The organism is Mesorhizobium sp. NFR06, from assembly GCF_900115245.1.
Taxonomy (GTDB): Bacteria; Pseudomonadota; Alphaproteobacteria; order Rhizobiales; family Rhizobiaceae; genus Mesorhizobium.
Window position 1 is genome coordinate 140691 of the sequence record NZ_FOVT01000008.1, and the last position, 25392, is coordinate 166082.

Below are 25392 nucleotides of genomic sequence, written 5' to 3' on the forward strand. Positions count from 1 at the left end.
CCCTTACTCCGACAGCGTCTTGAGAAACGCCACCAGGGCCGTGCGCTCGCGGTCGGACAGATCGAGCGGATGCACCTCCGACACACCTTCAACCGCAGGCGGCGCCCTCGAATAATGCGCCACAACCTCGTCGAGCGACGAGAACTGCCCGGCATGCATGTAAGGCGGTCGGCTTGCGGCGCCGCGCAGTGACGGCGTCTTGTAGGCGCGCACGATTTGCGGACCGTCCTTGACCATGAAACGCAGCTCGCGGCAGGCGCTTTCATCGCCGTCGCGGAATTTGCCGAGACAGTTGAACGGATCGGCCTCGACTTGCGCCACGGCATCGACCCGCCCGCGATCCAGCGGCAAGCCGTTGACCGGCGGCACGCCGGTGTTGTGGAAGGAATTGTCGGTGAAGCGCGGTCCGTTGTGGCAGGTCACGCAATTCGCTTTGCCGATGAAGAGTTTCAGCCCAAGGATCTCTTCGGGTGAGAACGCCGCGTCACCTTGCGGCGCTGCGCCGGTCGCAAGATCGATGGCGAAACGATCGAAGCGCGTTTGCGCAGGCTCGATCGAGCGCTCGAAGGCGGCGATCGCCTTGCCGATATTGGCATAGACGCGATTGACATCCTCTTGCTGGCCCGCGGGCATGGCGTTCCACGCCGCCTTCTCGGCGTCGCCGCCGAGTGGGCTGGCATTGGCCGGCACGGTCGAGAGATCGGGCAGCGGTCCGAAGATGCGCTCATAGCGTTCGCCGAACCGCTTCTTGATGTAATGCGCGAAGGCGGCCCGGTTGCCGGCCTGTTCCAGCGGATTTTCAAGCGGCGTCAGCGCCTGCGCCCACAGGCTGTCGCGCCTCCCGTCCCAGAAGAACCACGGATTGCGCGCCACGCCGGCCAGCGGCATGGTGCGCCGGTTGGTGCGGCTGACGCCGACCGCCTGCGGCAGGTCGTCCTGGAACTGCCGGTCGATCTTATGGCAGGTCGAGCACGACACCGTGCCGTCGCGGCTCATGCCGACATCGAAGAACAGCGTCGAGCCGAGCGCGGCAGCAGCCGGCACATCCGCGTACCGGTTCGTGGTGTCCGGTTTCAGCGAAGGCAGCGTGTTGAGTGCCAGCGAGGCGATGGTCTTCTTCTCGGCGTCGCTGAACTGCGGCCCGCCGCAGCCGCCCAGCAGGGCGAGAGCGGCCAAAACAAGCAGGCTCATCACGCTGGCCAGACGCCTCATTGCCCGCTCACAAAACGACGTTGAAGACGACGGAATCGGAGCCCGCCGCCGCCGAGATGGCGAAGCGCAATTGCCACCAGCCGCTCATCGTGAACTTCACGCCGTCGATGCGATAACGCCCTTCGCCCAGATAATCGGTCGCCTGCGGACTGGTCGGCAGGCCGTGATCGTGCTGCGGCATCCCGCCGGAGACGGTAATGGCCGCCCCCTCCACCGGCACGCCGGCGGCGGTCTTGAGCGTCAGCAGCCAGGACTGCAACTCGCCCTGCCGGATGACCCCACGCTCCGGCTCGAAACTTGCCACGAACAGGCCGTTCGCCGTCTTCTTCGAGCGCGAGGTGTCCGGACCGGAAGCCGATTGCGGCAGCGTCAGATAGACGGCGGCCACGATGCCCACCAGCAAAGCGGCCAGGCCGAGACCCGCAAGACTGTAACGCCATATCGATGCCAAACCCGTTCCTCTTCGGCTGCTAACGTCACGGGCCGCGTATCGCATCCCGCCCTGCCTGTGGGAAATCGCTACTGGCGCAAAATTCGACCTTAGCCAAGCATGGCGCCGCAGCTCGCAAAAAGCTACAGCAACAAGGTCTTAGGAAGGGATAAGCCCGCATGGCGGCCAATGGAATCGCGTCGATCGGCGAATGCATGCTCGAACTGTCGGGCCAGGCGGGACCGAACTGGCGCATGGGTTTTGCCGGTGACACCTTCAACACGCTCTGGACATTGCACGCGTTGAGCCCGGATCGGCCCGCGACCTATGTGTCGGCCTTCGGCGACGATCCCTTCTCGCGCGACCAGATCGCTTTCTTCGCCGCAAACGGCATCGGCATAGGCAACAGTCCGGTCATTGCCGGCGCACGCCCAGGCATTTACGCCATCACCCTCACCGGAGCCGAGCGCGCCTTTACCTATTGGCGAAGGGATGCGGCCGCGCGCCAACTCGCCTCCGATCCGCCCGGGCTGGCGAAAAGCCTTGAAAACCAAGAACTTATCTATTTCTCCGGAATCACTCTCGCAATTCTCGACGCGGCGGCGTGCAAAACCCTGCTTTCGGCCGTGGCGGCGGCCCGCAAGACCGGCTCGCTCGTCGCCTTCGACCCGAACTATCGACCGCGTCTGTGGCCGAGCCGCGAGGCAGCGCAGGTCGCTATCCTCGAGGCGCTTGCGGTCACCGACATCGCGCTGCCGACTTTCCCTGACGAGCAGATGCTGTTCGGCGACGAGACACCGCAAGGAACCGCCAGGCGCCTTGGCAAGCTGGCCGGCGAAGTCGTCGTCAAGAATGGCGAGCAGCCGGCATTGATTGCGGTGAGTGGCGATGCGCAGAGCATTGAGGCGGTGCACGTGGCCAGGCCGGTCGACACCACGGGCGCCGGCGATTCCTTCAATGGCGGCTATCTCGCTGCGCGACTTGCCGGCCATGCGCCCGCCGAGGCGGCTCGCCTCGCGCATCGCGTCGCCGCCGCCGTCGTGCAGGTTCGCGGCGCGCTGGCCCCGTTCGAAACATTGAAGAGCGCCTTCGACAATTAAGCGTCATCGAAGCTTAGGCAGACATCACTTCAGTATCGACGAACCTTAGGGCAAGCGGAACCGGTATTCCGTCACCTGATGGTAGATCTGCCCCGGCCACAGCGTCGCCTGCGGGAAGTAGGGCCGGTTCGGCGCGTCCGGCCAGGTCTGCGCTTCGAGGCAGAGGCCCGAAAACGCCTTGTAGCGGCGGCCACTGAGCCCCGGCGATGTCGGCGCAACATACTGGCCGATATAGAGCTGGAGGCCGGGTTCGGTGGTCCAGACTTCCATCTCGACGCCGGAATTGGCGCCTTGCACCCAGGCCGCCTGGTGCAGCGGTCCGCGGCTGGAGGCCAGGCAGAAATTCTGGTCGTAGCGAAGCTGCTCGCCTTCCATTTCCATGCGCAGCGGTCGCGCCTGCCGGAAATCGTAGGGCGTGCCGTCGACGGGTTTCACCACGCCGGTCGGGATCATCTCGTCGTCGACGGGCGTGTAGGCGCCGGCATTGAGCATCAGCCGGTGGTCGAGGATGTCGCCGGCCCCGCCGTCGTCGAGATTGAAATAGGAATGCTGCGCGAGATTGCACAGCGTCGGTTCCTCGCAGGTCGCGGTCAGTTCCATGCTGAGCGTGCCGGGGATCTTCAGCCGGTAGGTGCAGGTGACGTCGAGCGCGCCGGGAAATCCCATTGCGCCGTCCGGGTCGTGCAGCGTCAGCGTCACGAAATCGCGGCCGTGCAGCGAGACGGCCCATGGCCGGTGGAAATAGCCTTCCGAGCCGCCATGCAGCGTGTGCTTGCCGAGAAAATTGCGCTCGGTCTGGTAACGCTTGCCGGCGATGGTGAACCGGCCGCCGCCGATGCGGTTGGCGAAGCGGCCGACAACCGCCCCGAAGAAGGCACGGTCGGTTTCGTAGGCCTCGAAATGGTCGTAGCCCAGCACCAGCGGCGCGTCGTGGCCGGCAAGGCGCAGATCCTGGACGATCGCGCCGAGGCCGATGATGTTGGCGGTGAGGCCCCCGCCGCGGATGGTGAAACGGCGCACGGCCTCGCCCGCTTGAGTCCTGCCGAAGACCTCGCCGTCTTTCATCGCCTTGCCCGAAATGTCAGTTCCTGATCCATGGGTTTAGGCCAACGGCGTACCGTCCGGCAAGGGCAGGCTCGAAGCCTGCCCCTATCCGCAGCCGGTGTCAGAGGCCGAGGCCGCCAATGCAGACATATTTGGTGTCGAGATAGTCCTCGATGCCCTGATGCCCGCCTTCCTTGCCGAGGCCCGATTCCTTGACGCCGCCGAACGGCGCCTCGGGCGTGGTGATGAGCCCTTCATTGACGCCGACCATGCCGTATTTCAGCCCTTCCATGACCCGGAAGGCACGGCCCAGATCGCCGGTGTAGAAATAGCAGGCAAGGCCGAACTCGGTGTCGTTGGCCAAAGCGATCGCCTCTTCCTCGGTGTCGAACTTGAACACGGGCGCGACCGGCCCGAAGATTTCTTCCTTCATGAAGCGCATCTTCGGCGTCGCATTGGAAATCACGGTCGGCTGGAAGAACGAGCCGCCGAGCGCGTGGCGCTTGCCGCCGGCGACGACCTTGCCGCCCTTCGACGTCGCGTCTGCGATCAGTTCCTCGACCTTCTCGACCGCCTTCTCGTCGATCAGCGGTCCCTGCTGCACGCCTTCCTCCAGGCCGGAGCCGACCTTGAGGTTGTCGCTGGCGGCGGCAAGCTTCTCGACGAACTTGTCATAGACGCCGGCCTGAACCAAGAAGCGGTTGGTGCAAACGCAGGTCTGGCCGGAGTTGCGGTACTTGGCGGTGATGGCGCCGGTGACGGCGCGATCGATGTCGGCATCGTCAAAGACGATGAACGGCGCATTGCCGCCAAGCTCCATCGACACCTTCTTGACGGTGACGGACGACTTCTGGATCAGGATCTTGCCGACCTCGGTCGAGCCGGTGAAGGTGATTTTCTTGACCAGCGGATTGGCGCAGATTTCGTCGCCGATCTCGCCGGCCGCCCCGGTCAGGATGTTGACGACGCCCTTGGGGAAGCCCACTTCCTCGGCAAGCGCGCCCCAGGCGAGGCCCGAATAGGGCGTCTGCGAGGCAGGCTTGACCACGGCCGTGCAGCCGGCGGCCAGCGCCGGGCCGAGCTTGCGGGCCAACATCGAGGACGGGAAATTCCACGGTGTTATGGCGGCGATGACGCCGACCGGCTCCTTGGTCACCAGGATGCGGCGGTCGCCCCACGGCGACGGCACGATATCGCCATAGGTGCGGCGCCCCTCTTCGGCGAACCAAAGGATATAAGCCGCGGCCGAGCCGATCTCGCCCTTGGATTCGAACAGCGACTTGCCCTGCTCGATGGTGAGCAGTTCGGCCAGCACGTCCTGATTGTCCATCATCGCGTCATGCAGCTTGCGCAACAGCTTCGAGCGCTCGAGCGCGGTCGTCTTGCGCCAGCTCTTGAAGGCTTCCTCCGCGGCCTCGATGGCGCGGCGGGTCTCCGCTCTGCCGGCCTTCGGCACGGTACCGATCTTGAGGCCCGTCGCCGGATTGTTGACGTCGATGGTCTGGCCGCTGTCGGCCTGCACCCATTCACCATTGATGAGATTGGCCTGGCGCATGAAATGGCTGGTTTTCTGAAGCATGGTCTGGCCTCCGTTCGGCGCGCTGATCGGGCCGTTTTTCTCGATGTCCGTTGAGGCGTGCTTACGAGCCGCACGCCGGCGCATTGCTCTTACCTAGGGAAAGGCGGGCAAGCAATCGCAAGATGGCATATAGGGGTTGGGCCAGAAAAATCGAACGCCGGGCGACGCCGATCGGCCTTTATCCGAAGACGTTGACGGCGATCGTCAGCCAAAACGACGTGGTCAGCACCGCGCTTGCCGTGGCAAGCGTCATCTGGTTCGAGGCCAGCGCCTGGCCGGTGTTGAATTGGACGGCGATCAGATAGGAATTGATGCCCGAAGGCAGCGCGGCGACGACGACCGCGACCTTGGAGGTCAGCGGCGGCAGGCCGAGCAGCCAGACGAACGCCAGCACCAGTGCCGGCATGAGGAACAGTTTCAGCCCCGACAGCGCCAGCGCCGGCCTGATATTGCCGGAGATGCCGAAGCGGCGCAGGCTGAGCCCCATGGCGAACAGCGCTACCGGACCGGCCGTGTCGGCCAGCGTGTCGACCAGCCGTTCGACAAGATCCGGCAGCGGCGCGCCGGTAAGACGCCAGGCGAGCCCCGCCAGGATCCCGATGATCAGCGGATTGATGAACAGCCGCCTGAGGAAGCTCTTGACGACACGCAGCGGATGGACCGTCTCGCCGCTGCCACGCCCGAACATCTCGAAGAGCACGATCGAGGCCATCATCATGACCGGCAGGTGAACCGAGACCAGCAGCGACAGCACCTCGAAGCCGCTGGCGCCGAAGATGCCGAGGACGAAGGGCACGCCGAGCAGCACGACGTTGGAATAGGCCGAGGATACGCCGCCGACGATGCCGGCGCGGGCGTCCCGGCCGAAGACGCGGGTCATGATCAGATGGCCCGCGGCCCAGGTGATAGCGGCGGCCGCGAAATAGGCAGCCCATAGCGACCACGGCGCCACGCCGTGGAAATCCGATTTGACCATGGTCTGGAACAACAGCAGCGGCATCGCCACGTTGACGGCGAATTCGGAAATGCCCTCCCCGCTCGCCGGCTTCAGATAGCCTGTGAGCCCGGCCAGATAGCCGAGCGCGACGAGGCTGAAGATGAATAGGACGGTTTCGGTGAGCTGAGTCATTTTGGGCGGAAGTTTTTTCCCGTGATAGGCGAGCCCTGACCGCCGTGCAATTGGCGCGGTGTGGCGCTCACCGCCCCTCCGCTTGTTTTCCGGCCGGCTTTGCGGTCCCTATATGCCAATCACCGCCTTGGCCCCGTCGGGCCGCCAAAGGACTTGCGATGCTGCGAATTGTTCTGGCGCTTTTTCTCCTGACTGCTCCGAGCCTTGCCCACGCGACCGACGCCGGTTGGGCGCTGCTGCGCGACGGCGGCCATGTCGTGCTGCTTCGCCATGCCTTCGTTACGGGGGCGACCGACCCGGTGAATTTCGCCATCGACAATTGCGCCACGCAGCTCAACCTGTCGGAGCGCGGCAAGCAGCAGGCAAGCCGCATCGGCGCCCTGTTCGCGGCCCGCGCGGCCCCGATCGATCACGTGCTCTCCAGCCGCTACTGCCGCTGCCTCGATACCGCCCGCATCGCCTTCGAATCCGAGCCGCAGCCTTTCGCGCCGCTCGATCTGCTGAAAGCCGATCCTGCTGAAAAGGCGGCGCAGATGGCCGCGATCGTGAAGGAGATCCGCGGCTATTCCGGTTCCGACAATCTGGTGCTGGTCACGCATCTCGAAAACATCGAAGCGCTCACCGGCGTGGCGCCGCGCGAGGGCGAGGCCGTGGTGGTGGCGCCGGATGGCGACGGCCTCAAGGTGCTCGGGCGCGTTACTTTCTGACGGTCGGTTATCCATTTTTAAGTCGTGTTTGTTGCAGAAATGCCACCAGCTGCGACCGCAAACGCAATTCAGGTAGCTCGTAGCATGGCTTTTGGATTGCGGTTCAAAAGCCGGCATCCCATCTGCGGCCGGCGCATTCGGCCTTTTCCTGCCGGGAAAAACCGATTAGACAGCGCCCAAACAAGATGCGGACAGATTCCGCCCGCAACCGAAGGAACAGCCCTTGTCCACCACGTTCGAGAAAGTCGCCAAGATCATTGCCGATACCAGCGAGATCGATATCGACACCATCACGCCGGAAAGCCACACCATCGACGACCTCGGCATTGACAGCCTCGATTTCCTCGACATCGTCTTTGCGATCGACAAGGAATTCGGCATCAAGGTGCCGCTCGAGAAGTGGACGCAGGAAGTCAATGACGGCAAGGCGTCGACCGACGATTACTTCGTCATGAAGAACCTCTGCGCCAAGATCGACGCCCTGGTCGCGGCCAAGGCTGCCTGAGCCGGCTCGGGCGCGGTCTCGACGTGCCCGGTCTCCTGACCACCCATCACAGCCGCCCTCGCAGCCGCCCATGAGCTCCCACGACGTCGTCATCACCGGCATAGGCCTTGTCTCCTCGCTGGGAGAGGGCCCCGACGCGCATTGGCAAAAGCTTACGCAGCGCGGCTTCCGGCCGGTGCTCGAGGCTCAGCGCTTCGCGCCCTATACGATCCATCCCCTGCCCGAGATCGACTGGAACCTGCAGATCGCCAAGCGCGGCGACCAGCGCCAGATGGAGACCTGGCAGCGCCTCGGCACCTATGTCGCCGGCCTTGCGCTGGACGACGCCGGCATCAAGGGCAATGACGAGCTTTGCGCCACCATGGACATGGTGGTGGCGGCCGGCGGCGGCGAACGCGACGAGGCCGTCGATGCCGCGATCCTGGCAGCCTCCGAGAGCCGCAACGACCGCGACGTGCTGCTCAACGAGAAGCTGACCACGGAATTGCGGCCGACGCTGTTCCTCGCCCAGCTCTCCAACCTGCTCGCCGGCAACATCTCGATCGTCCATAAGGTCACCGGGTCCTCCCGCACCTTCATGGGCGAGGAAGGTGCGGGCGTTTCGGCTGTGGAGACTGCGGCCGCGCGCATCCGCTCGGGGCAGTCGACCCATGTGCTGGTTGGCGGTGCTTTCCAGACCGAGCATTCCGACATGCTGCTCGGCTATGAGCTCGCCGGCTATCTGCATCGCGGCCCATGGAAGCCTGTCTGGCAACGCGAGGGTGCCGAAGGCGGCGGCGTGGTGACGGGCTCCGGCGGCGCCTTCCTGGTGCTCGAGCAGCGCCAGCACGCGAAAAGCCGCGGCCGCAGGATCTACGCCGAGCTTGGTCCGGTTCTCTCCGGCCGCGCCAGACGCCGGCACGGCGAGTTGAACACCGAGATCGCCGCGCTCTTGAAGCAGGCGGCATTGCCCCCCGGCGAGTTGCTGACCATCTCCGGCGCCTCTGGGGCACATGCCGCCACGGCCGCTGAAAAAGCGGCGCTCGAGGCCAATCCGGCTTTGGCGGCGCGCGCCTTCTCGACGCTGACCGGCCATCTGAAGGAAGCGCAGTTCCCGTTCGCGGTTGCGCTGGCGGCGATGGCTGTTGACCGCAAGGCCGCCTACCCTGTCTTCGATGCCACGGTGGAACGGCAAATCGAAGGTGCGCCTGCGACCATCCTTGCAACGGCCATCGGCTATCACCAATTCGAGGGCCTTGGGCTGGTCAAAGCCGCTTAGATTGTTTTTACGCAATTTCCGGACGGGAAACCGTGACACGCTCCTGGAATTGCTTTGGACCGAGGCAGACACAACATGGCCAATCTCCGCGATCATATGGGCAGGCCGATCGTCGCCGTTACCGGCGTCGGCGTGGTGACCTCGCTCGGAGTCGGCAAGGCCGACAATTGGGCGGCGCTGACCTCGGGCAAATCCGGCATCCATCCGATCACCCGTTTTCCGGTCGATCACCTCAATACCCGCATCTCCGGCATGGTCGATTTCCTGCCGTCGAGCACCAAGGGCGCCAGCCCCCTCACCTATGAGCTGGCCGAGACCGCGGCGCAGGAGGCGGTTTCCGAGGCCGGGCTCGACTCCGTTGATTTCGCCGGCCCCTTGTTCCTCGCATCGCCGCCGGTCGAGCTCGACTGGGCCGATCGCTTCTCGCTCTATAATTCCGACAAGCAGGACGCGGGCGCCGAGAGGCTGCTCAGAGTCGCGCGAGGCCTGAAGGAACTGGATATCTTCGACACCACCCAGTTCGGCACCATAGCCGACCGCCTGGCCGACCGCTTCGGCACGCGCGGTCTGCCGATCACCTTGTCGACCGCTTGCGCTTCGGGTGCAACCGCCATCCAGCTCGGCGTCGAGGCGATTCGGCGCGGCGAGTGCGACAAGGCGCTGTCGATCGGCGCCGATGGCTCGGCCACCGCCGAGGCGCTGATCCGTTTTTCGCTGCTGTCGGCGCTCTCCACCCACAACGAGATTCCCGAGAAGGCGTCAAAGCCCTTCTCAAAGGACCGCGACGGCTTCGTGCTGGCCGAAGGTTCCGGCGCGCTGGTGCTGGAATCGCTGGAGGCGGCAATCGCGCGCGGCGCCACCATACTGGGCATCATTCGCGGCTGTGGCGAAAAGGCCGATGATTTTCATCGGACCCGCTCCAAGCCCGACGGCTCGCCGGCGATCGCTGCGGTGCGCGCCGCCCTTGCCGATGCGGGTCTCGGCGAAGACGAGATCGACTACGTCAACGCGCACGGCACCTCGACGCCGGAAAACGACAAGATGGAGCATCTGTCGCTGTCCACCGTCTTTGGCGAGCGGATCGGCTCGATGCCGATTTCGTCGAACAAGTCGATGATCGGCCACACCCTGTCGGCCGCCGGCGCGGTCGAAGCGGCATTCTCGCTGATGACCATGCGCGAAAGCGTCATTCCGCCGACCATCAACTACGACAATCCCGATCCGGCAATCGTGCTCGATGTCGTGCCGAACAAGAAGCGCAACGCCGAAGTCGGCACCGTCCTGTCGAATTCCTTCGGCTTCGGCGGCCAGAACACTTGCCTTGTCATGGCGCGGGAACCGGTCTAAGCGGATTTTTCCGCTCTGACAGAACCCGACAGGCCAAATGCGAGCATTGCAACTTATCGAGGACCGCCGCCTTGAAACGGTGGACCTGCCACCTCCCCCACCGCCTTCGCTCGGCGAAGTGACGCTCCGCATCAAGGCGGTGGCGCTCAATCATATCGATGTCTGGGGCTGGCGCGGCATGGCTTTCGCCAAGCGCAAGCTGCCGCTGGTCGTCGGCGCCGAAGCCGCGGGCGAGGTCGAGGCGGTCGGACCGGGCGTCTCCAACCTCTTGCCGCGACAATTGGTGTCGATCTACGGCGCGCGCACCTGCGGGCTGTGCCGCGCCTGCCGCGAAGGCCGCGACAATCTCTGCGAGCATGTTTCCGGCGTCCACGGCTTCCACCTCGACGGATTCGCCCAGGAAAAGATCAACCTGCCGGCCCGCCTGCTGGTGCCCGCTCCTCCCGGCGTAACGGAAATCGGCGCCGCGGTCGCTCCCGTCACCTTCGGCACGGTCGAGCACATGCTGTTCGACAATGCCAGGCTGGAACCCAGCGAAACCATCCTTGTCCATGCCGGCGGCTCCGGCATCGGCACTGCCGCCATCCAACTCGCCAAGAAGTTGGGCTGCACCGTCATCACCACCGTCGGCTCGAACGACAAGATCGACAAGGCGAAGGCGCTTGGCGCCGACCACGTCATCAACTATCGCGAGGACCGTTTCGAAGGCGTAGTGCGCAAGCTGACGAAGAAAAAAGGCGTCGACGTCGTGTTCGAGCATGTCGGCGCCGACACATTTGCCGGCTCGATGCTGTGCCTGAAGCGCGGCGGCCGCCTTGTCACCTGCGGCTCGACCTCGGGCGTTTCGACGCAAATCAATCTGATGCAACTCTTCCAGCAGCAGCTGAAGCTGCTCGGTTCCTTCGGCTGCCGCATGGAGAACATGGCAAACGCCATGCAGAAGATGGCGGCCGGGTTGGTTGTCCCGGTGATCGACACCGAGGTGGGTTTCGACGACATCGATGCGGCGCTGAAGCGCATGGAAGGCCGCGACGTGTTCGGCAAGATCATCCTGCGCGTTTCCTAGAGCCGGATGATTTCAGGTCGAGTCGACCTGAAATCTGAATCCGGCTCTAAATCAAAGAGATAGAGCATGATGCCGTCCGAAACCGCTTCACACTTTTCGGCATCATGCTCTAGAGCAATTCCAGGAAAAGTGTGAAGCGGTTTTCCGTCAGGAATAGCGTCAAGACAAGGAGATAGAGAGCCTTTCATCGTTTCCGAGAAACGGTGAAACGCTCTAGCAGCGGATGGTCGGCAAAGTGTTCAGGAAAGCCCGCCGGGACTTCATGTTCCGCTACGGCCGGCGGCTGCGCCAGATGGAGCACTGGCTGGTCGCCAGGCTCGCCATGGTGTTGCTCTCGCTGCTGCGACTGTTGCCGCCGGACAGCGCGCTCAACTTCGCCGACCGCGCCGCCCGCCGCATCGGCCCGATGGTCGGACGTCACCGCGTGGCGGTCGACAATCTGCGCCTTGCTTATCCGGAAAAGAGCGACGCCGACATCGAAGCCATCGCGCTCGACATGTGGGGCAACATGGCTCGCCTCGCGGCCGAGTACATCTTCCTCGACGCGCTGTTCGACTTCGATCCGAACGCTTCGAAGCCGGGCCGGGTCGAGGTTCGCGGCATCGAGCATTTCGTCGAGATCGCCGGCGAGAAGAAGCCGCATATCCTGTTCACCGGCCATCTCGGCAATTTCGAGCTGCTGCCGGTGGCCGCCGCCACCTTCGGCATGAAAATCACCGCGCTGTTTCGGCCGCCGAACAACCCCTACCTCGCCGACTACATCCACTCGACGCGCCGCTCCTCGATGGGCGGCCTGCTCCCCTCCTCTACCGGCGCGTCGTTCGCCCTTGCCGCCATCCTGGATAACGGCGGCAATATCGGCGTGCTGGTCGATCAGAAATTTTCAGGCGGTGTGGAGACGACTTTCTTCGGCCGCCCGTGCCAGAGCAACCCGATGCTTGGCATGCTGGCCCGCCATTACGACTGCGATGTCTACCCAGCCCGCTGCGTCAGGTTGCCGGGCAACCGCTTCCGCCTGGAAATCGAGGACAAGCTGGCCTTGCCGCGCACCGAAGACGGCAGCGTCGACGTCGATGCCACCACGCAGCTTCTCACCGATGTGGTCGAGCGCTGGGTGCGCGAGGATCCCGGACAGTGGATGTGGTTCCACAAGCGCTGGGAAATCAGCGGCCGGCGCCGCAAGCGCGGACGGGCGACCGCGATGGCCAGCCAATAGCGTGAAATGGTTGGGCTCGGCGCCGCGCCGTAGCCTTCCGTCCGGAACAGCCGGCCTGCCGCCCACGTTCAGTTGGCGACGACGATCCGCGTGTTGCCGAAGCCGACTTCCTTGACCATCGCATAGAAGGTCGCGGCATTGGCCGGATGCAGGCGCACGCAGCCATGCGAGGCGGGGCGCCCTAGATTTCGTATCGACCCGGTGCCGTGAATGGCGTAGCCGCCGTGGAAGAACACCGAATAGGGCATCGGCGAATTGTCATATTTGCGCGAATACCACATCCGGGCGGTCCATTGCGGCCGGTAGCTGCCGCGCGGCGTGAAGTAGCCCCTGCGCGCGGTCGACACGTTCCAGCGGTAGAGGACTTGACCGTATTTGCTGACCGTCATGGTCTGCGACGAGACGTCGATATTGGCGACCAGCGTCGCCGCCCGACTGGCGATCGACGTGCCGAACAACGCGGTTGCCAGCACGGCTGCCATGAGAACAAACTTTTTCATGCGATCAAACCCCTTTGATGCCCCCTGCCATTCACGCGGTTTTCCATCATTTTGCCGGCAGGTGCGTTAAGTACCACACACTCCTTGATGATTCCGCCAATCCAATGCGACGAATTTGAACGATTTCCCGGTATAGTTGCCACCACGACACCCACCCTCACAGGTTTAGGCAAGGGGTTGGGCCATGCGTAGATCGTCGTGTGGCAATGCGCGACTGGTTGCTTGCAAAAGCGCCAAGTTCCTTCTTCAATCCGCAAATGAATGAACGACTTCTCACGGCGGTCGAGAACCGGGTCGACGACCTCGTTGCGCTGACCGCGGATCTGATCCGCTTCCCGACCGTCAATCCGCCGGGCGAGGCCTACCGGCCATGCGCCGAGTTTTTGGGTGCGCGTCTCAAGAAACTCGGCTTCGAGACCGAGTTTGTCCGGGCCGAGGGCGCGCCCGGCGACAGCGACCGCTATCCGCGCGTCAATGTCGTCGCCCGCATCGATGGCCGCTCGCCGGGGCCGTGCGTGCATTTCAACTCGCACATCGACGTGGTCGAAGCCGGCGATGGCTGGACCGTCGATCCCTTCGCCGGCGTGGTCAAAGACGGGCGCGTCTATGGGCGTGGCGCCTGCGACATGAAAGGCGGGCTGGCCGCGTCGGTTATCGCCGCGGAGGCCTTCTTGGAAGCCTATCCCGACTTCCCCGGCGCCATCGAAATATCGGGCACGGCGGACGAGGAATCGGGCGGCTTCGGCGGCGTCGCCCATCTGGCAAGGCTCGGTTATTTCTCGAAGCCGAAGGTCGACCACGTCATCATCCCGGAGCCGCTCAACAAGGACCGCATCTGCCTCGGCCATCGCGGCGTCTGGTGGGCCGAGATCGAGACCAAGGGCGAGATCGCGCATGGCTCTATGCCGTTCCTCGGCGACAATGCGGTGCGCCATATGGGCGCCGTCCTGCAGGCCTTCGAGGACGAACTGTTCCCGGCGCTCGACCGCAAGATGACGCGCATGCCGGTGGTGCCGGAAGGCGCCAGGCGCTCGACCATGAACATCAATTCCGTCCATGGCGGCCAGACCGAGGATTTCCGACCGGGGCTCCCTTCGCCCAATGTGCCGGATTCCTGCCGGCTCACCATCGACCGGCGCTTCCTGCTCGAAGAGGACATCGCCACCGTCAAAGGCGAAGTAACCGGCATCCTCGAGCGGCTGAAGCGTGAGCGGAATAAATTCGACTACGAGATCCGCGACCTGATGGAGGTGCTGCCGCTGATGACCGAGCGCGACGCACCGGTGGTGAAGGCCGTCGCCAAAGGCATCATGGAGGTGTTCGACCGCGAGCCCGATTACGTGATCTCGCCCGGCACCTACGACCAGAAGCACGTCGCCCGCATCGGCCATCTCTACGACTGCATCGCTTACGGTCCGGGCATTCTCGACCTTGCGCATAGACCGGACGAATGGGTGGGCATCGATGACATGGTGGAATCGGCCAAGGTGATGGCGATCGGCCTCAACATTTTGCTGAGAGGTACGACCGACTGAGCGGGAAAAACATTCCTCCAGGAACCGTCCAGCAGCACGAAACGCAATTTACTCGCACGCCAAATCACGCTTCTATCCGCCAGCTTGAGCAATGGGAGTTCAGCGATGAAACTGTGGAAGACCATCCTGGCCGCGGCGCTGCTGTCGCTTGCCGCCGCCACGTCGGCCTTTGCCGCACGCACCGATCTGGTCATCGGCATCCCGCTCGAACCCCCGCATCTCGACCCGACGGCGGGCGCCGCCGCGGCGATCCGCGAAGTCACCTACGCCAACGTCTTCGAGGGCCTGACCCGTATCGGCCCGAATAGCGAGGTGCTACCGGATCTCGCAGAAAGCTGGACCATCTCGGATGACGGCAAGGTCTATACCTTCAAGCTGCACACCGGCGTGAAATTCCATGATGGGGCCAACTTCAGCGCCGAGGACGTGAAATTCTCGCTCGACCGCGCCCGCGCAAAAGATTCTGTGAACGCGCAAAAGCAATTGTTCGCGGCCATCGACAAGGTCGAGGTGGTCGACCCCGCGACCGTGAAGGTCACGCTGACGCACCCACAGGGCTCCTTCCTCTACAATATGGGCTGGGGCGACGCTGTGATCGTGTCGCCGAAATCCGCCGACACCAACAAGGAAAAGCCCATCGGCACCGGCCCCTTCAAGTTTCAGAACTGGGCCAAGGGTTCGTCGATCACGCTGGTGAAATCGGACAGCTACTGGGGCGACCCTGTCTTTCTCGACAAGGTCGAGTTCCGCGTCGTGCCGGATGCCGCGGCGGCCGTGCCGGCGCTGCTTTCCGGCGACATCCAGGCCTTCCCGTTCTTCGATCCGGACAGCGTCTCGCAGGTCAAGGACGACCCGCGCTTCAAGGTCGTCGTGGGCTCGACGGAAGGCGAGACGATCCTGTCGATCAACAACCAGAAGCCGCCTTTCGACAAGCTGCAGGTGCGCCAGGCGATCTCCTACGCCCTCGACCGCAAGGCGATCATCGACGGCGCCTCGGCCGGCCTCGGCCTGCCGATCGGCTCGCATATGTCGCCGGCCAACAAATACTATGTCGATCTCACCGGCCGCTACCCGCACGATGTGGCGAAGGCCAAGGAACTGCTCAAGCAGGCCGGCCTCGAAAACGGCTTCAAGGCGACGCTGAAGCTGCCGCCGCCGTCCTATGCCCGGCTTGGCGGCGAGATCATCGCGTCGCAATTGCGCGACGTCGGCATCGATCTTGAGATCATTCCGGTCGAATGGGCGCAATGGCTGGACCAGGTCTTTACCAAGAAGGACTACGACCTTACCATCGTCTCGCACACCGAGCCGAACGACATCGATATCTATTCGCGCAAGGGCTACTACTTCAACTACGACAATCCGACCTTCGACAAAGTCATCGCCGATCTGGAGCTGACGTCGGACGAGGCCAGGCGCAAGGAACTATACGCCGAGGCGCAGAAGATCCTCGCCGACGACGCGGTGGTCGGCTTTCTTTACGAATTGCCGAAGGTCGGGGTCTGGGACGGCAAGCTGCAAGGCCTTTGGGAGAACGCGCCGATCCCGGCCAATGACCTGACCAAGGTGAAGTGGACGGATTGAGGATCGTCCAAGTCGTCATCCTATGGCGAAGCAGACGCGCAGCGGCTGCGTAGACCCTAGGATCCATTCCGTGACCTATGAGGACCGCAGCGGTGCAGAATTGAGGTGGACGCAGGCAGAGCGAGACAGCGTTTGTTCTGGGCCGTTGCGCTCTTCGGTCCACGTCACGGCATGGATCCTGGGGTCTCCGCGACGTCGCTTCGCTCCTGCTTCGCCCCAGGATGACGAACTCTCGCGAGTTCGCCTCTCATGACCGCCTATCTCCTCAAGCGCCTGATCATCGCCGCCCTCACCCTGGTGCTGGCCTCGATGGTGGTATTCGCGGTCATGGAGGTCCTGCCCGGCGACCCGGCACGCTTGATGCTTGGCTTGAATGCCAGCGCCGACCAGGTTGAGCTGCTGCGCAACCAGATGGGGCTGAACGCGCCGGTGGCGCTGCGCTATCTGCACTGGGCGGGCGGGCTGGTCAGCCTCGATTTCGGCCGCTCCTACACCTATTCGGTGCCTGTCATCGACCTCGTGCGCGAGCGCATTGCCGTTTCCCTGCCGCTGGCGCTGATTGCGCTGGCGCTTTCGACCGTCATCGCCATTCCGGTCGGCGTGTTCTCCGCCAGCCGCCAGGGCCAAGCCGGCGACACGCTTGCCATGGGTGCAGCCCAGCTCGGCGTCGCCGTACCGAATTTCTGGTTTGCGCTGATGCTGATCTATCTCTTCGCCGTCTGGCTGCGATTGGTGCCGGCCGGAGGCTTTCCGGGCTGGAATGCAGGCGTCTGGACGGCGTTGAAATCTCTGCTGCTGCCGGCCATCGCCCTTGCGTTGCCGCAGGCGGCGATCCTGGCGCGCGTCGCCCGCTCGGCGCTGATCGAGGTGCTCAACGAGGACTATATCCGCACCGCGCGCGCCAAGGGCCTGCCCTACCGCGCCGTGCTCTGGCGGCACGCGCTGCGCAACGCAATGATTCCCGTGCTCACCATCCTCGGCCTGCAATTCGCCTTCCTGCTCGCCGGCACCATCATCATCGAGAACGTCTTTTACCTGCCTGGCCTCGGCAGGCTGATCTTCCAGGCCATCACCCAGCGCGACCTGATCGTGGTCGAGAGCATCGTCATGCTGCTGGTTGCCGCCGTGATCCTCATCAACCTCATCGTCGATTTCTCCTACGCCATCGTCGACCCGCGCCTGCGAGGCCGCCGATGACCATGCGTGTCGACCTGCCTGACGAAACGCTTGCGGGCGTATTGGCAAAAGCCTTCGGCAATCGCTCCTTCCTGACCGGTCTGGTCATCACTCTGCTGGTTGCCGCAATCGCCTTGCTCTCTTTCCTGTGGACGCCCTACGACGTCACCAGGCTGGTGATCGCAGACAAGACGCAGGCGCCCTCCCTGGCGCATTGGTTCGGCACTGACCATTTCGGCCGCGACATCCTGTCGATGATCATGGTCGGCGCCCGCAATTCGATCGCCGTGGCGCTGGTCGCCGTCGGCATCGGCATGGGCATCGGCGTGCCGCTTGGCGCCTTCGCCGCCGCGCGCGGCGGCATGGCGGACGAGGCGCTGATGCGCGTCAACGATCTCGTCTTCGCCTTTCCGGCGTTGCTTTCGGCGATCATGATCACCGCGATCTTCGGTCCGGGCGCCGTCAACGCCATCATCGCCATCGGCATCTTCAACATCCCGGTTTTTGCCCGCGTGGCCCGCGCCGGCGCGCTGGCCATCTGGCCGCGCGAATTCATCCTTGCCGCGCGCGCCGCCGGCAAGGGAATGACGCGCATCAGCATCGAGCACATCCTGCCCAACGTCGCGACGCTGCTTCTGGTCCAGGGCACGATCCAGTTCGCGCTGGGCATCCTGGCCGAAGCCGGGCTTTCCTATGTCGGCCTCGGCGCCCAGCCGCCGATGCCGAGCTGGGGCCGCATGCTGTTCGACGCGCAGACGCGCATGGTGACCGCGCCCTGGATGGCGATCTTTCCGGGCATGGCGATCGTCATCACCGTGCTCGGGCTGAACCTGCTCGGCGACGGCATCGCTGACATCCTCGATCCGAAATCGCGGCGGCGCGGATGAACCTGCTCGAGATCGACAACCTGTCGCTGACGATCGGCGACACACCAATCCTCAAAGGCGTCGAGCTGACGATCGCGCCGGGCGAGGTTGTCGGCCTGGTCGGAGAATCCGGCTCCGGCAAATCGATGACGGCGCTGACAATCATGCGGTTGCTGCCGCATCTGGCGCGCGCCGAGGGCCGCGTCGCCTTCGACGGCATCGACATCCTCGCCGCTACCGAGGACCAGATGTGCGCGTTGCGCGGCGACGACATCGGCATGGTTTTCCAGGAGCCGATGACGGCGCTCAATCCGGTCAAGACCATCGGCGAACAGGTCGCCGAAGGGATTCGCTGGCACACCAGGGCCGGCCGCGCCGAAGCCGAGGAACGCGCGCGAAAAATCCTCGACCGCGTGGGGTTGCCGGAAGCCAAATTCCCGCTGTCCCGCTACCCGCACGAGCTTTCCGGCGGCCAGCGCCAGCGCGTCGTCATTGCCATTGCCTGCGCGCTGAAACCGAAACTGCTGATCGCGGACGAGCCGACGACGGCGCTCGACGTGGTGCTGCAGGCGCAGATCCTCGATCTTCTGCGCGATCTGGTCGGCGAAAACCGCATGGGTCTTCTGCTCATCTCGCACGACCTTGCCGTGGTGACCGAGATGGCCGATCGCCTGACCATCCTGCGCCACGGCGAGGTGATGGAAGCGGGCGACACGGCGCGCACGCTGTCGCAACAATCGCATCCTTACACGCGCGAGCTTGCGCTGGCCTCCATGCATGTGCCGGCGCGCCCGAAACCGCACCTTGCGGGGTCGGCAAAACCGTTGCTCGAAGTCGAAGGCGTCGGCCGGGACTATCCGGGACGACGCATGTCCCTGTTCCGGCCGGCGCAGCCGATCCGCGCCGTCGACGATGTCTCGCTCACCATCGAGCCTGCCCAATCGGTGGCGCTCGTCGGCCGCTCGGGCTGCGGCAAGTCTACGCTTGCCCGCATGATCCTCGCATTGGACAAGCCGACGGCCGGCACGATCCGCTTTCGCGGCGAGACCATCACCGGCAAGCCGGAGCCGGCGCTTAGGCCGGCCCGGCGCGACATGCAGGTCGTGTTCCAGGACCCTTACGGCTCCTTCGACCCGCGCCACAAGGTGGAGAAACTGGTAGCCGAGCCGCTGCATCTTCTGGAAAAGCAGCCGGCCACGGCCGAGCGCCGCGAGATGGTCGCGCACGCGCTCGATGAAGTCGGGCTCGGTCCACGCGACATGGACAAATATCCGCATGAATTCTCGGGCGGCCAGCGCCAGCGCCTGTCGATCGCCCGCGCCATCATCACCCGCCCGAAGCTGGTGGTTGCCGACGAGCCGGTCTCGGCGCTGGATGTCTCGATCCGCGCCCAGATCCTCGATCTCTTCGCCGAGCTCAACCAGAAGCTCGGCATCGCCTATCTCTTCATTACCCACGACCTGACCGTCGCCCGCGCCATGGCGGACGAGGTGCTGGTCATGCATGAGGGCAGGATCGTCGAGCGTGGCCGCACCGGCGATGTGCTCGACCATCCCCGCTCGGAACCCGCGCGAGCGCTTGTCGCGGCGGCGCCCGATCTTCATCGTGCGATCGCCCGACGCTTGCAGGAACAGGGGTGAAAGACCGCGGGCTCTCAGCCCTCCGGCCTCACCACATCGACCGGACTGATATCGAGCAGATCGAGCGTGCGGCGCAGCAGCCGGACTTCGCTCTCCGCCAGCTTCGAATCGGCCTTGGCGATTTCGGCCATGTGGCGCGCAAGCAGCTTTCGGCGCTCGACATCGAGGTCGCGGAACAGCGCGATCGCCTGCGAGCCGTTGGTCTCATAGCCATAGTCGTTGAGATATTCGATGACGCTGTCGATGCTGGTCTCCGGGATGCCGAAGGCTTCCTTGCAGATGCGGCGGAAGACAACCATCTCGCTTTCCGAGACGGAACCGTCGGCCAGGATCATGCGGAACAGCATCAGCAATTCCGCCGACAGCACCGGATCGTCTGCCACCTTGCGCACACCTGGGTCACCGTCGAAGATCGAACGTATCTGGTCGAGCAGCGCCATCACCACCAAGCTCCCTTTGCGTTTCCGGTTGATTGTTAGCGTGGAATCGCTCTTGCGCAAACTGGGCAGGCGTGATGCAAGCGGCGGTTCTCCTCGCAATGACCTCGCCTGATGATCGACCTTACCCTGCAAACCGTCCTCATGCTCATCGCCGCCGCCTTTGCCGCCGGCTTTGTCGATTCGATCGCCGGCGGCGGCGGGCTGATCACCATTCCGGCTTTGCTGCTCGCCGGCTTTTCGCCGGTCGCCGCGCTCGGCACCAACAAGCTGCAGGGCATGTTCGGTTCCGGCTCGGCCACCATTCATTATGCCGCCAACGGCCAAGTCGACCTGCGCCGCCAGTTGCCGTCGGCGCTGCTGGCGCTTGTCGGCGGCGCGGTCGGCGCCCTGTTGGCGACGGTCGTTCCGGGTGATTTCCTGCGCGCCCTGCTGCCGCTGCTTCTGATCGCCATCGCGCTCTATTTCGCGCTGAAGCCGAATATGGACGACATCGACCGCGCCGAGCGGTTGTCGCCTTTCCTGTTCGGGGTGATCATCCCGCCGCTGGTCGGCTTCTATGACGGTGTCTTCGGTCCCGGCGCCGGCTCCTTCTACATGCTCGCCTTCGTCACCTTGGCCGGCTATGGCGTGCTCAAGGCCACGGCGCACACCAAGCTGCTCAATTTCGCCTCCAACATCGGCGGCTTCGTCGTCTTCGCCGCCGTCGGCGTCATCGATTGGAGGATCGGCTTGATGATGGGCGTGGCGCAGTTCATCGGCGCCCGTGTCGGCGCCAGCCTCGCCATCCGGATCGGCGCGAAACTCATCAAGCCGCTGCTGGTGATCGTGTGCGTGGCGCTGGCGGTGAAGCTGCTTTCCGACCCGGCCAATCCCTTACGCCAGCTCATTGGTGCGTGAGGCTCCTGCTGGTAGACTCCCGTTGTGCGAATCATGTTGGAGGGAACCGGACATGAATCTCAGTGCACCTACTCAACTCGTGTTCATTATTTCGTTGGTCATCGCCATCATCGGCCTTCTCGCCGCTCTTGGCCTTCTTGCATTTATTCCTCTCGCGGCGGTGTGGATCATGCTCATCGCCTACATCGTGCTGGCCGCCGGCTGCCTGATGCGCGGCGCTTGAAAGCAATTCCAGGAAAAGTGTGCAGCGTTTAGGCTCGGCGACTTCGCCGTAGCCTTCCGTCCGGAATTGCGTTGATCACTTTAGACAATCTCAGGCAACTCGAAGCGCCCGGCCCTGCCGGGCGCTTTTGATTTTTGAGAACGTGTTCTGCTAGGCTTACGAAATGTCCGACGAGACAGAACGCCATCGACAGGACAACAGCTCGCCGGCCCTCCATTTCGAGATGGTCCGGCGCAAGCCCGCTGCTTCGCTTGCCGGCATCGTCACGGATATCTGCGGTTATCGCGAGACCATGCCCGGCCATTTCCGCATCGTCGAATATGCCTCGCTCACCGTGCCGCTGGTAATCAGCTTCGCCGACCCCTTCGCCATCGGGCTCGGCCATGCCCCGGCCGACAACGATCGCTACGCCAGCTTCGCCGCCGGCCTCTATGCCGGCCCGGTGATGATCGAATCCTTTGGCGGCTGCTGCTGTGTCCAGGTCAATTTCACGCCGCTCGGCGCAAGGCAATTCTTCGGCCTGCCGATGAGCGAGTTGCGCGATCGCATGGTCGGGTTGGACCATGCGCTGGGCCTTGACGGCATCGCGCTGCGCGAACGGCTTGGCGAGGCAACGGGTTGACAGGCGCGCTTCGACATTGCCGAAAACTATATCGCCGGCCGCCTTGCCGAGGCGAACGCCCTTTCACCCGAAATCGCCTGGGCCTATAGGACCGTCGTAGCCTCCGGCGGCCGCACGCGCATTGCGGTGCTCGCCCGCGAGATCGGCTGGAGCCGCAAGCATCTTGCGGCAAAATTCACCGACGCGATCGGTATCGGGCCAAAGACATTGTCGCGCATCGTGCGCTTCAACCGCGCGCTCTCGCTATCCAAGCGGCAGGGCGACGACTGGGCCGGCATCGCCGCCGATTGCGGCTATGCCGACCAGGCGCATCTGGTACGCGAATTCCGTCAGCTTGCCGGCGAGACGCCGACCGGGCTGGCGGCGTCGGCGTAGGTAACATTTCTTCAAGACGCCAGGGCGGCCGTGGTCGACACTGGGTTTATCGACCCAAACGAGGAGATCGTCATGCCCACGGCAACGGAAGCACCCCGTATTTATCCCGCCCTGCGCTACAGGAACGCCGCCAAGATGATCGACTGGCTCTGCGAAGCCTTCGGTTTCGAACTGCGCGCCCGCCATGGCGAGGGCGACATGGTCCACCACGCCGAACTGACCTTCGGCTCCTCGATGATCATGCTGGGCAGCGCGCGCGACGACGATTACGGCAAGATGGTCGGCGATCCAAGCGGCGGCGGCGGCAAGTCTATCTACATCGCCGTCGATGACGCTGACGCCGCCTATGCGAGGGCGAAGAAGGCCGGCGCCAGGATCGTCCAGGAACTGGTCGACCGCGACCACGGCAGCCGCGAGTTCATCTGCCTCGACCCGGAAGGCAACGTCTGGTCCTTCGGCACCTATTGGCCGAAGGCCGCGGAGAAGGCGTAGCTCTGTCATCGCCAGCGTTCAAGGTTGGCGAAGGCATCTGAACTTCGTCATCCACGGGCGGAGCGGGAGCGAAGCGGACGCGTGGACCCGAGGATCCATTCCGTGACCTCGATCGAAGGGCGCAGCGGAGCAGAATTCTGCACGGTAGCAACGCCTTAGCGTCACGGAATGGATCCTCGGGCCGCGTCGCTTCGCTCCTTGCTCCGCCGTGGATGACGACGGGACGGGCGTTCCAGCCAACCGCCAAGGCAGCGGCTCCATCAATGCAGTAAAGTCGCCGTCAACCTTCAGCATCGAGCAGTTAGCGCGCCAGCGCGAAAATCGCATCGCAGTCCAGATACCTCTCCAACTCGGCCGCAACCTCGTCCAGCGCGTTCTCGACCTCGGCGCGGTAGTCGATGCCGCCTCCCTTGACGCCGAGGCTCGCAAGGTAAGCGGAGCGAAAAGCGTCGGCGGAAAACAGCCCATGCAGGTAGGTGCCGATCACCTTGCCGTCGGCGGAAACCGCGCCGTCCTCGACGCCGTTGAGGATCGCCGACGGCCGCGCCGTGTCCGGGCCGGTTGTGCGGCCGAGATGGATTTCGTAGCCCTCGAGCGGCAGGCCGAACTGCACCGAATGCGCGCTTGAATTGCGCACGGTCTTCTCAGGCTCCATCACCGTTTCGATGTCGAGCAGCCCGAGGCCTTCGGCCTCGGTCGCGCTGCCTTCGATGCCGTCGGGATCGCGCACCATGCGGCCGAGCATCTGGTAACCGCCGCAGATGCCGACGACATGGCCGCCGCGCTTGCGATGGGCGGCAAGATCGCGGTCCCAGCCATTCTCGCGAAATTTCATCAGGTCGCCGATGGTCGATTTCGAGCCGGGGATGACCACCAGCCCGGCATCTTCGGGCAACTTCTTGCCCGACGGCACAAACACCACCTCGACCTGCGGCTCGGCTTTGAGCGGATCGAGGTCGTCGAAATTAGCGATGCGCGCGAGCATCGGCACCGCCACCTTCAGCGCCCGCTTCTCGCCGGAAGCAAGGCGCTCGAGCACCACCGAATCCTCGGATGGTAGCCGCCCGGCCGCCTTCAGCCACGGCACGACGCCGAAGCAGCGCCAGCCGGTGAATTTATCGATTGCCTTAATGCCTTCGTCGAACAGCGAGACATCGCCGCGGAACTTGTTGATCAGATAGCCGGCGATCATGCGCCGGTCCTCCTCCGGCAGGATGAGATGCGTGCCGGCTACGGCAGCAATGACGCCGCCGCGATCGATGTCGCCGACCAGGATCACCGGTACATTGGCGCGCGTCGCAAAGCCCATATTGGCGATGTCGCGGCTCCTCAGGTTGATCTCGGCCGGCGAGCCGGCGCCCTCGACGATGACCAGGTCGGCGCCCTCGCCCACTTTGGCCCAGGAATCGAGCACCGCGTCCATCAGTCCGGCTTTCATGGCCTGGTAATCGCGCGCCCGCGCCTCGCCGAACACCTTGCCCTGCACCACCACCTGCGAGCCGATATCGCTCTGCGGCTTGAGCAGCACCGGATTCATATGCACGGTTGGCCGCACACCGCAGGCCAGCGCCTGCAGCCATTGCCCGCGGCCGATCTCGCCCTCGCCGGCCTTATCGCCGCCGGGAATATCGGCGACGGCGGCATTGTTCGACATGTTCTGCGGCTTGAACGGCCTGACTTTCAGCCCACGCTTTTTCGCAGCCCGGCAAAGCCCTGCCACCAGCACGGTCTTGCCGACATCCGAGCCGGTGCCCTGCAGCATGATCGCCTTGGCCATCAGCCTCGGCCTCCTGAGCCGATTGTCGATTTCTGCGCCAGCGGGCCGCCGCGCCAGAGATAGAGCGCCATCAGCGGCTCCGTTCCCGTGCGCATGGCATGGCTGACATTGGAGGCGTGGTGGATGATCTCGCCGGCATCGCGCGTATGAAAGCTTCCCTCGCCCATCCGCCATTCCGTACCGCCGGTGAGCGCGATGTAGATTTCCTCAGCGATGTGGTGATGGTCGGGATAGACGATGTCCGGCCCGAGGATCAGCAGCCCGGCCGCGACCTCTTCATTGACGAAATGCCCGCGCGTGCCGAACACTTCCAGCCAACCGTAATTGTCGACGAAGCCCTGGCCGAAATCGGCGGCGGTATAGGTTTGCCCCCAACGCAACGCAGCCCGATGGTCGGCAACGAACTGGGCGAGCGGCTTGGTGTCCGCCGATGCAAGCTCGGCAATGCGGTCGAGATGGCCAAGGCAGCCAAGCGCGCGCGGTTCGAGAGAACGGGCAGGCATGTCCCAGCCAATGCGCGCGACTTCGTCCACAACCAGCGCGCCGTCGAAGCCGGCCAGATAGGCGTGGAACCGGTCCAGCAACTCATCGAAAATTGTCGGCACGCAAGGCTCCGTTGATCAATCGATGCACAGCCGGTCCGCAGGAGGCCGGGTTGCGCGGCGGCATCAT

24 protein-coding genes and 1 pseudogene are annotated in these 25392 nt (G+C 64.2%); 16 read left to right on the forward strand and 9 right to left on the reverse strand.

Annotation, left to right across the window (positions count from 1 at the left end):
- Positions 1-3: 3 nt before the first annotated feature.
- Positions 4-1212, reverse strand: coding sequence for a cytochrome c peroxidase (locus F3H96_RS16355; RefSeq protein WP_149802751.1), 1209 nt, complete (start codon positions 1210-1212; stop codon positions 4-6).
- Positions 1213-1219: 7 nt separating this feature from the next.
- A complete protein-coding gene (locus tag F3H96_RS16360) occupies positions 1220-1663 on the reverse strand; it encodes a FixH family protein (RefSeq protein WP_149802752.1) in 444 nt (147 codons plus the stop codon).
- Positions 1664-1821: 158 nt separating this feature from the next.
- Between F3H96_RS16360 and F3H96_RS16365 the strand changes: the two genes are divergently transcribed.
- The gene (locus tag F3H96_RS16365; protein ID WP_149802753.1) at positions 1822-2742 is read left to right on the forward strand and encodes a sugar kinase; all 921 of its coding nucleotides are present in this window, start codon (positions 1822-1824) and stop codon (positions 2740-2742) included.
- A gap of 45 nt (positions 2743-2787) precedes the next feature.
- Here the strand turns inward: F3H96_RS16365 and F3H96_RS16370 are convergent, their stop codons facing one another.
- The 3 genes from F3H96_RS16370 to F3H96_RS16380 form a co-directional block, all read right to left on the reverse strand.
- Positions 2788-3807, reverse strand: a complete 1020-nt coding sequence (locus tag F3H96_RS16370) for an aldose epimerase family protein (protein WP_149802754.1) — start codon at positions 3805-3807, stop codon at positions 2788-2790.
- A 100-nt stretch (positions 3808-3907) separates the two neighbouring features.
- Positions 3908-5365, reverse strand: coding sequence for an NAD-dependent succinate-semialdehyde dehydrogenase (locus tag F3H96_RS16375; protein WP_149802755.1), 1458 nt, complete (start codon positions 5363-5365; stop codon positions 3908-3910).
- A gap of 178 nt (positions 5366-5543) precedes the next feature.
- Entirely contained in the window at positions 5544-6494 is a 951-nt protein-coding gene (locus tag F3H96_RS16380; RefSeq protein WP_149802756.1) for an AEC family transporter, read from the reverse strand.
- A 158-nt stretch (positions 6495-6652) separates the two neighbouring features.
- On the opposite strand from F3H96_RS16380, the gene F3H96_RS16385 reads away from it, so the two are divergent.
- The 6 genes from F3H96_RS16385 (at position 6653) to F3H96_RS16415 (ending at position 12593) form a co-directional block, all read left to right on the forward strand.
- Complete coding sequence (locus F3H96_RS16385) at positions 6653-7201, forward strand: histidine phosphatase family protein (protein ID WP_149802757.1); 549 nt, start codon at positions 6653-6655, stop codon at positions 7199-7201.
- 223 nt (positions 7202-7424) lie between these two features.
- Positions 7425-7706, forward strand: a complete 282-nt coding sequence (locus tag F3H96_RS16390; RefSeq protein WP_027167184.1) for an acyl carrier protein — start codon at positions 7425-7427, stop codon at positions 7704-7706.
- Between the two features lie 70 nt (positions 7707-7776).
- The gene (locus F3H96_RS16395) at positions 7777-8964 is read left to right on the forward strand and encodes a beta-ketoacyl-ACP synthase (RefSeq protein ID WP_149802758.1); all 1188 of its coding nucleotides are present in this window, start codon (positions 7777-7779) and stop codon (positions 8962-8964) included.
- Positions 8965-9039: 75 nt separating this feature from the next.
- Positions 9040-10311: a beta-ketoacyl-ACP synthase gene (locus F3H96_RS16400; protein WP_149802759.1), complete on the forward strand. Its 1272-nt coding sequence runs from the start codon at positions 9040-9042 to the stop codon at positions 10309-10311.
- A 37-nt stretch (positions 10312-10348) separates the two neighbouring features.
- The gene (locus tag F3H96_RS16405; protein ID WP_149802760.1) at positions 10349-11377 is read left to right on the forward strand and encodes a zinc-binding dehydrogenase; all 1029 of its coding nucleotides are present in this window, start codon (positions 10349-10351) and stop codon (positions 11375-11377) included.
- 223 nt (positions 11378-11600) lie between these two features.
- Positions 11601-12593, forward strand: coding sequence for a lipid A biosynthesis lauroyl acyltransferase (locus F3H96_RS16415; RefSeq protein ID WP_149802762.1), 993 nt, complete (start codon positions 11601-11603; stop codon positions 12591-12593).
- 68 nt (positions 12594-12661) lie between these two features.
- Here F3H96_RS16415 and F3H96_RS16420 read toward each other — a convergent pair whose 3' ends face one another.
- Complete coding sequence (locus F3H96_RS16420; protein WP_149802763.1) at positions 12662-13093, reverse strand: L,D-transpeptidase; 432 nt, start codon at positions 13091-13093, stop codon at positions 12662-12664.
- Between the two features lie 257 nt (positions 13094-13350).
- Here F3H96_RS16420 and F3H96_RS16425 point away from each other — a divergent pair, with 257 nt between their 5' ends.
- The 5 genes from F3H96_RS16425 to F3H96_RS16445 all read left to right on the forward strand — a co-directional run bounded on the left by F3H96_RS16425 (position 13351) and on the right by F3H96_RS16445 (position 19894).
- Positions 13351-14628 (forward strand): acetylornithine deacetylase/succinyl-diaminopimelate desuccinylase family protein, encoded by a 1278-nt coding sequence (locus F3H96_RS16425; protein ID WP_149802764.1) that lies wholly within the window; start codon positions 13351-13353, stop codon positions 14626-14628.
- Positions 14629-14733: 105 nt separating this feature from the next.
- Positions 14734-16212, forward strand: a complete 1479-nt coding sequence (locus F3H96_RS16430) for an ABC transporter substrate-binding protein (protein WP_149802765.1) — start codon at positions 14734-14736, stop codon at positions 16210-16212.
- Positions 16213-16461: 249 nt separating this feature from the next.
- Positions 16462-17409: an ABC transporter permease gene (locus F3H96_RS16435; RefSeq protein WP_149802766.1), complete on the forward strand. Its 948-nt coding sequence runs from the start codon at positions 16462-16464 to the stop codon at positions 17407-17409.
- Complete coding sequence (locus tag F3H96_RS16440) at positions 17406-18275, forward strand: ABC transporter permease (RefSeq protein WP_149802767.1); 870 nt, start codon at positions 17406-17408, stop codon at positions 18273-18275. Before F3H96_RS16435 ends, F3H96_RS16440 begins: the two co-directional genes overlap by 4 nt.
- The gene (locus tag F3H96_RS16445; RefSeq protein ID WP_149802768.1) at positions 18272-19894 is read left to right on the forward strand and encodes a dipeptide ABC transporter ATP-binding protein; all 1623 of its coding nucleotides are present in this window, start codon (positions 18272-18274) and stop codon (positions 19892-19894) included. Before F3H96_RS16440 ends, F3H96_RS16445 begins: the two co-directional genes overlap by 4 nt.
- Before the next feature lie 14 nt (positions 19895-19908).
- Here F3H96_RS16445 and F3H96_RS16450 read toward each other — a convergent pair whose 3' ends face one another.
- Positions 19909-20340 carry a TerB family tellurite resistance protein gene (locus tag F3H96_RS16450; RefSeq protein ID WP_149802769.1) on the reverse strand — a complete coding sequence of 144 codons (432 nt, stop codon included), beginning with the start codon at positions 20338-20340 and terminating at the stop codon, positions 19909-19911.
- 105 nt (positions 20341-20445) lie between these two features.
- Between F3H96_RS16450 and F3H96_RS16455 the strand changes: the two genes are divergently transcribed.
- The 4 genes and pseudogenes from F3H96_RS16455 (at position 20446) to F3H96_RS16470 (ending at position 22943) form a co-directional block, all read left to right on the forward strand.
- A complete protein-coding gene (locus tag F3H96_RS16455) occupies positions 20446-21231 on the forward strand; it encodes a TSUP family transporter (RefSeq protein WP_149802770.1) in 786 nt (261 codons plus the stop codon).
- A gap of 52 nt (positions 21232-21283) precedes the next feature.
- Positions 21284-21454: a hypothetical protein gene (locus F3H96_RS16460; RefSeq protein WP_149802771.1), complete on the forward strand. Its 171-nt coding sequence runs from the start codon at positions 21284-21286 to the stop codon at positions 21452-21454.
- A gap of 163 nt (positions 21455-21617) precedes the next feature.
- Positions 21618-22451: pseudogene (locus tag F3H96_RS16465) on the forward strand (helix-turn-helix domain-containing protein).
- A gap of 72 nt (positions 22452-22523) precedes the next feature.
- A complete protein-coding gene (locus F3H96_RS16470; protein ID WP_149802772.1) occupies positions 22524-22943 on the forward strand; it encodes a VOC family protein in 420 nt (139 codons plus the stop codon).
- Between the two features lie 301 nt (positions 22944-23244).
- Here the strand turns inward: F3H96_RS16470 and F3H96_RS16475 are convergent, their stop codons facing one another.
- Complete coding sequence (locus F3H96_RS16475) at positions 23245-24720, reverse strand: cobyric acid synthase (protein WP_149802773.1); 1476 nt, start codon at positions 24718-24720, stop codon at positions 23245-23247.
- The gene (locus tag F3H96_RS16480) at positions 24720-25325 is read right to left on the reverse strand and encodes a dimethylsulfonioproprionate lyase family protein (protein WP_149802774.1); all 606 of its coding nucleotides are present in this window, start codon (positions 25323-25325) and stop codon (positions 24720-24722) included. Before F3H96_RS16480 ends, F3H96_RS16475 begins: the two co-directional genes overlap by 1 nt.
- Positions 25326-25392 lie beyond the last annotated feature (67 nt).

Coding starts and splice junctions, on each gene's coding strand:
- F3H96_RS16355 (WP_149802751.1), bottom strand. CDS start 1,212: ATGAGGCGTCTGGCCAGCGTGATGAGCCTGCTTGTTTTGGCCGCTCTC.
- F3H96_RS16365 (WP_149802753.1), top strand. CDS start 1,822: ATGGCGGCCAATGGAATCGCGTCGATCGGCGAATGCATGCTCGAACTG.
- F3H96_RS16370 (WP_149802754.1), bottom strand. CDS start 3,807: ATGAAAGACGGCGAGGTCTTCGGCAGGACTCAAGCGGGCGAGGCCGTG.
- F3H96_RS16375 (WP_149802755.1), bottom strand. CDS start 5,365: ATGCTTCAGAAAACCAGCCATTTCATGCGCCAGGCCAATCTCATCAAT.
- F3H96_RS16380 (WP_149802756.1), bottom strand. CDS start 6,494: ATGACTCAGCTCACCGAAACCGTCCTATTCATCTTCAGCCTCGTCGCG.
- F3H96_RS16385 (WP_149802757.1), top strand. CDS start 6,653: ATGCTGCGAATTGTTCTGGCGCTTTTTCTCCTGACTGCTCCGAGCCTT.
- F3H96_RS16395 (WP_149802758.1), top strand. CDS start 7,777: ATGAGCTCCCACGACGTCGTCATCACCGGCATAGGCCTTGTCTCCTCG.
- F3H96_RS16400 (WP_149802759.1), top strand. CDS start 9,040: ATGGCCAATCTCCGCGATCATATGGGCAGGCCGATCGTCGCCGTTACC.
- F3H96_RS16405 (WP_149802760.1), top strand. CDS start 10,349: ATGCGAGCATTGCAACTTATCGAGGACCGCCGCCTTGAAACGGTGGAC.
- F3H96_RS16415 (WP_149802762.1), top strand. CDS start 11,601: ATGGTCGGCAAAGTGTTCAGGAAAGCCCGCCGGGACTTCATGTTCCGC.
- F3H96_RS16420 (WP_149802763.1), bottom strand. CDS start 13,093: ATGAAAAAGTTTGTTCTCATGGCAGCCGTGCTGGCAACCGCGTTGTTC.
- F3H96_RS16425 (WP_149802764.1), top strand. CDS start 13,351: ATGAATGAACGACTTCTCACGGCGGTCGAGAACCGGGTCGACGACCTC.
- F3H96_RS16430 (WP_149802765.1), top strand. CDS start 14,734: ATGAAACTGTGGAAGACCATCCTGGCCGCGGCGCTGCTGTCGCTTGCC.
- F3H96_RS16435 (WP_149802766.1), top strand. CDS start 16,462: ATGACCGCCTATCTCCTCAAGCGCCTGATCATCGCCGCCCTCACCCTG.
- F3H96_RS16440 (WP_149802767.1), top strand. CDS start 17,406: ATGACCATGCGTGTCGACCTGCCTGACGAAACGCTTGCGGGCGTATTG.
- F3H96_RS16445 (WP_149802768.1), top strand. CDS start 18,272: ATGAACCTGCTCGAGATCGACAACCTGTCGCTGACGATCGGCGACACA.
- F3H96_RS16455 (WP_149802770.1), top strand. CDS start 20,446: ATGATCGACCTTACCCTGCAAACCGTCCTCATGCTCATCGCCGCCGCC.
- F3H96_RS16460 (WP_149802771.1), top strand. CDS start 21,284: ATGAATCTCAGTGCACCTACTCAACTCGTGTTCATTATTTCGTTGGTC.
- F3H96_RS16470 (WP_149802772.1), top strand. CDS start 22,524: ATGCCCACGGCAACGGAAGCACCCCGTATTTATCCCGCCCTGCGCTAC.
- F3H96_RS16475 (WP_149802773.1), bottom strand. CDS start 24,720: ATGGCCAAGGCGATCATGCTGCAGGGCACCGGCTCGGATGTCGGCAAG.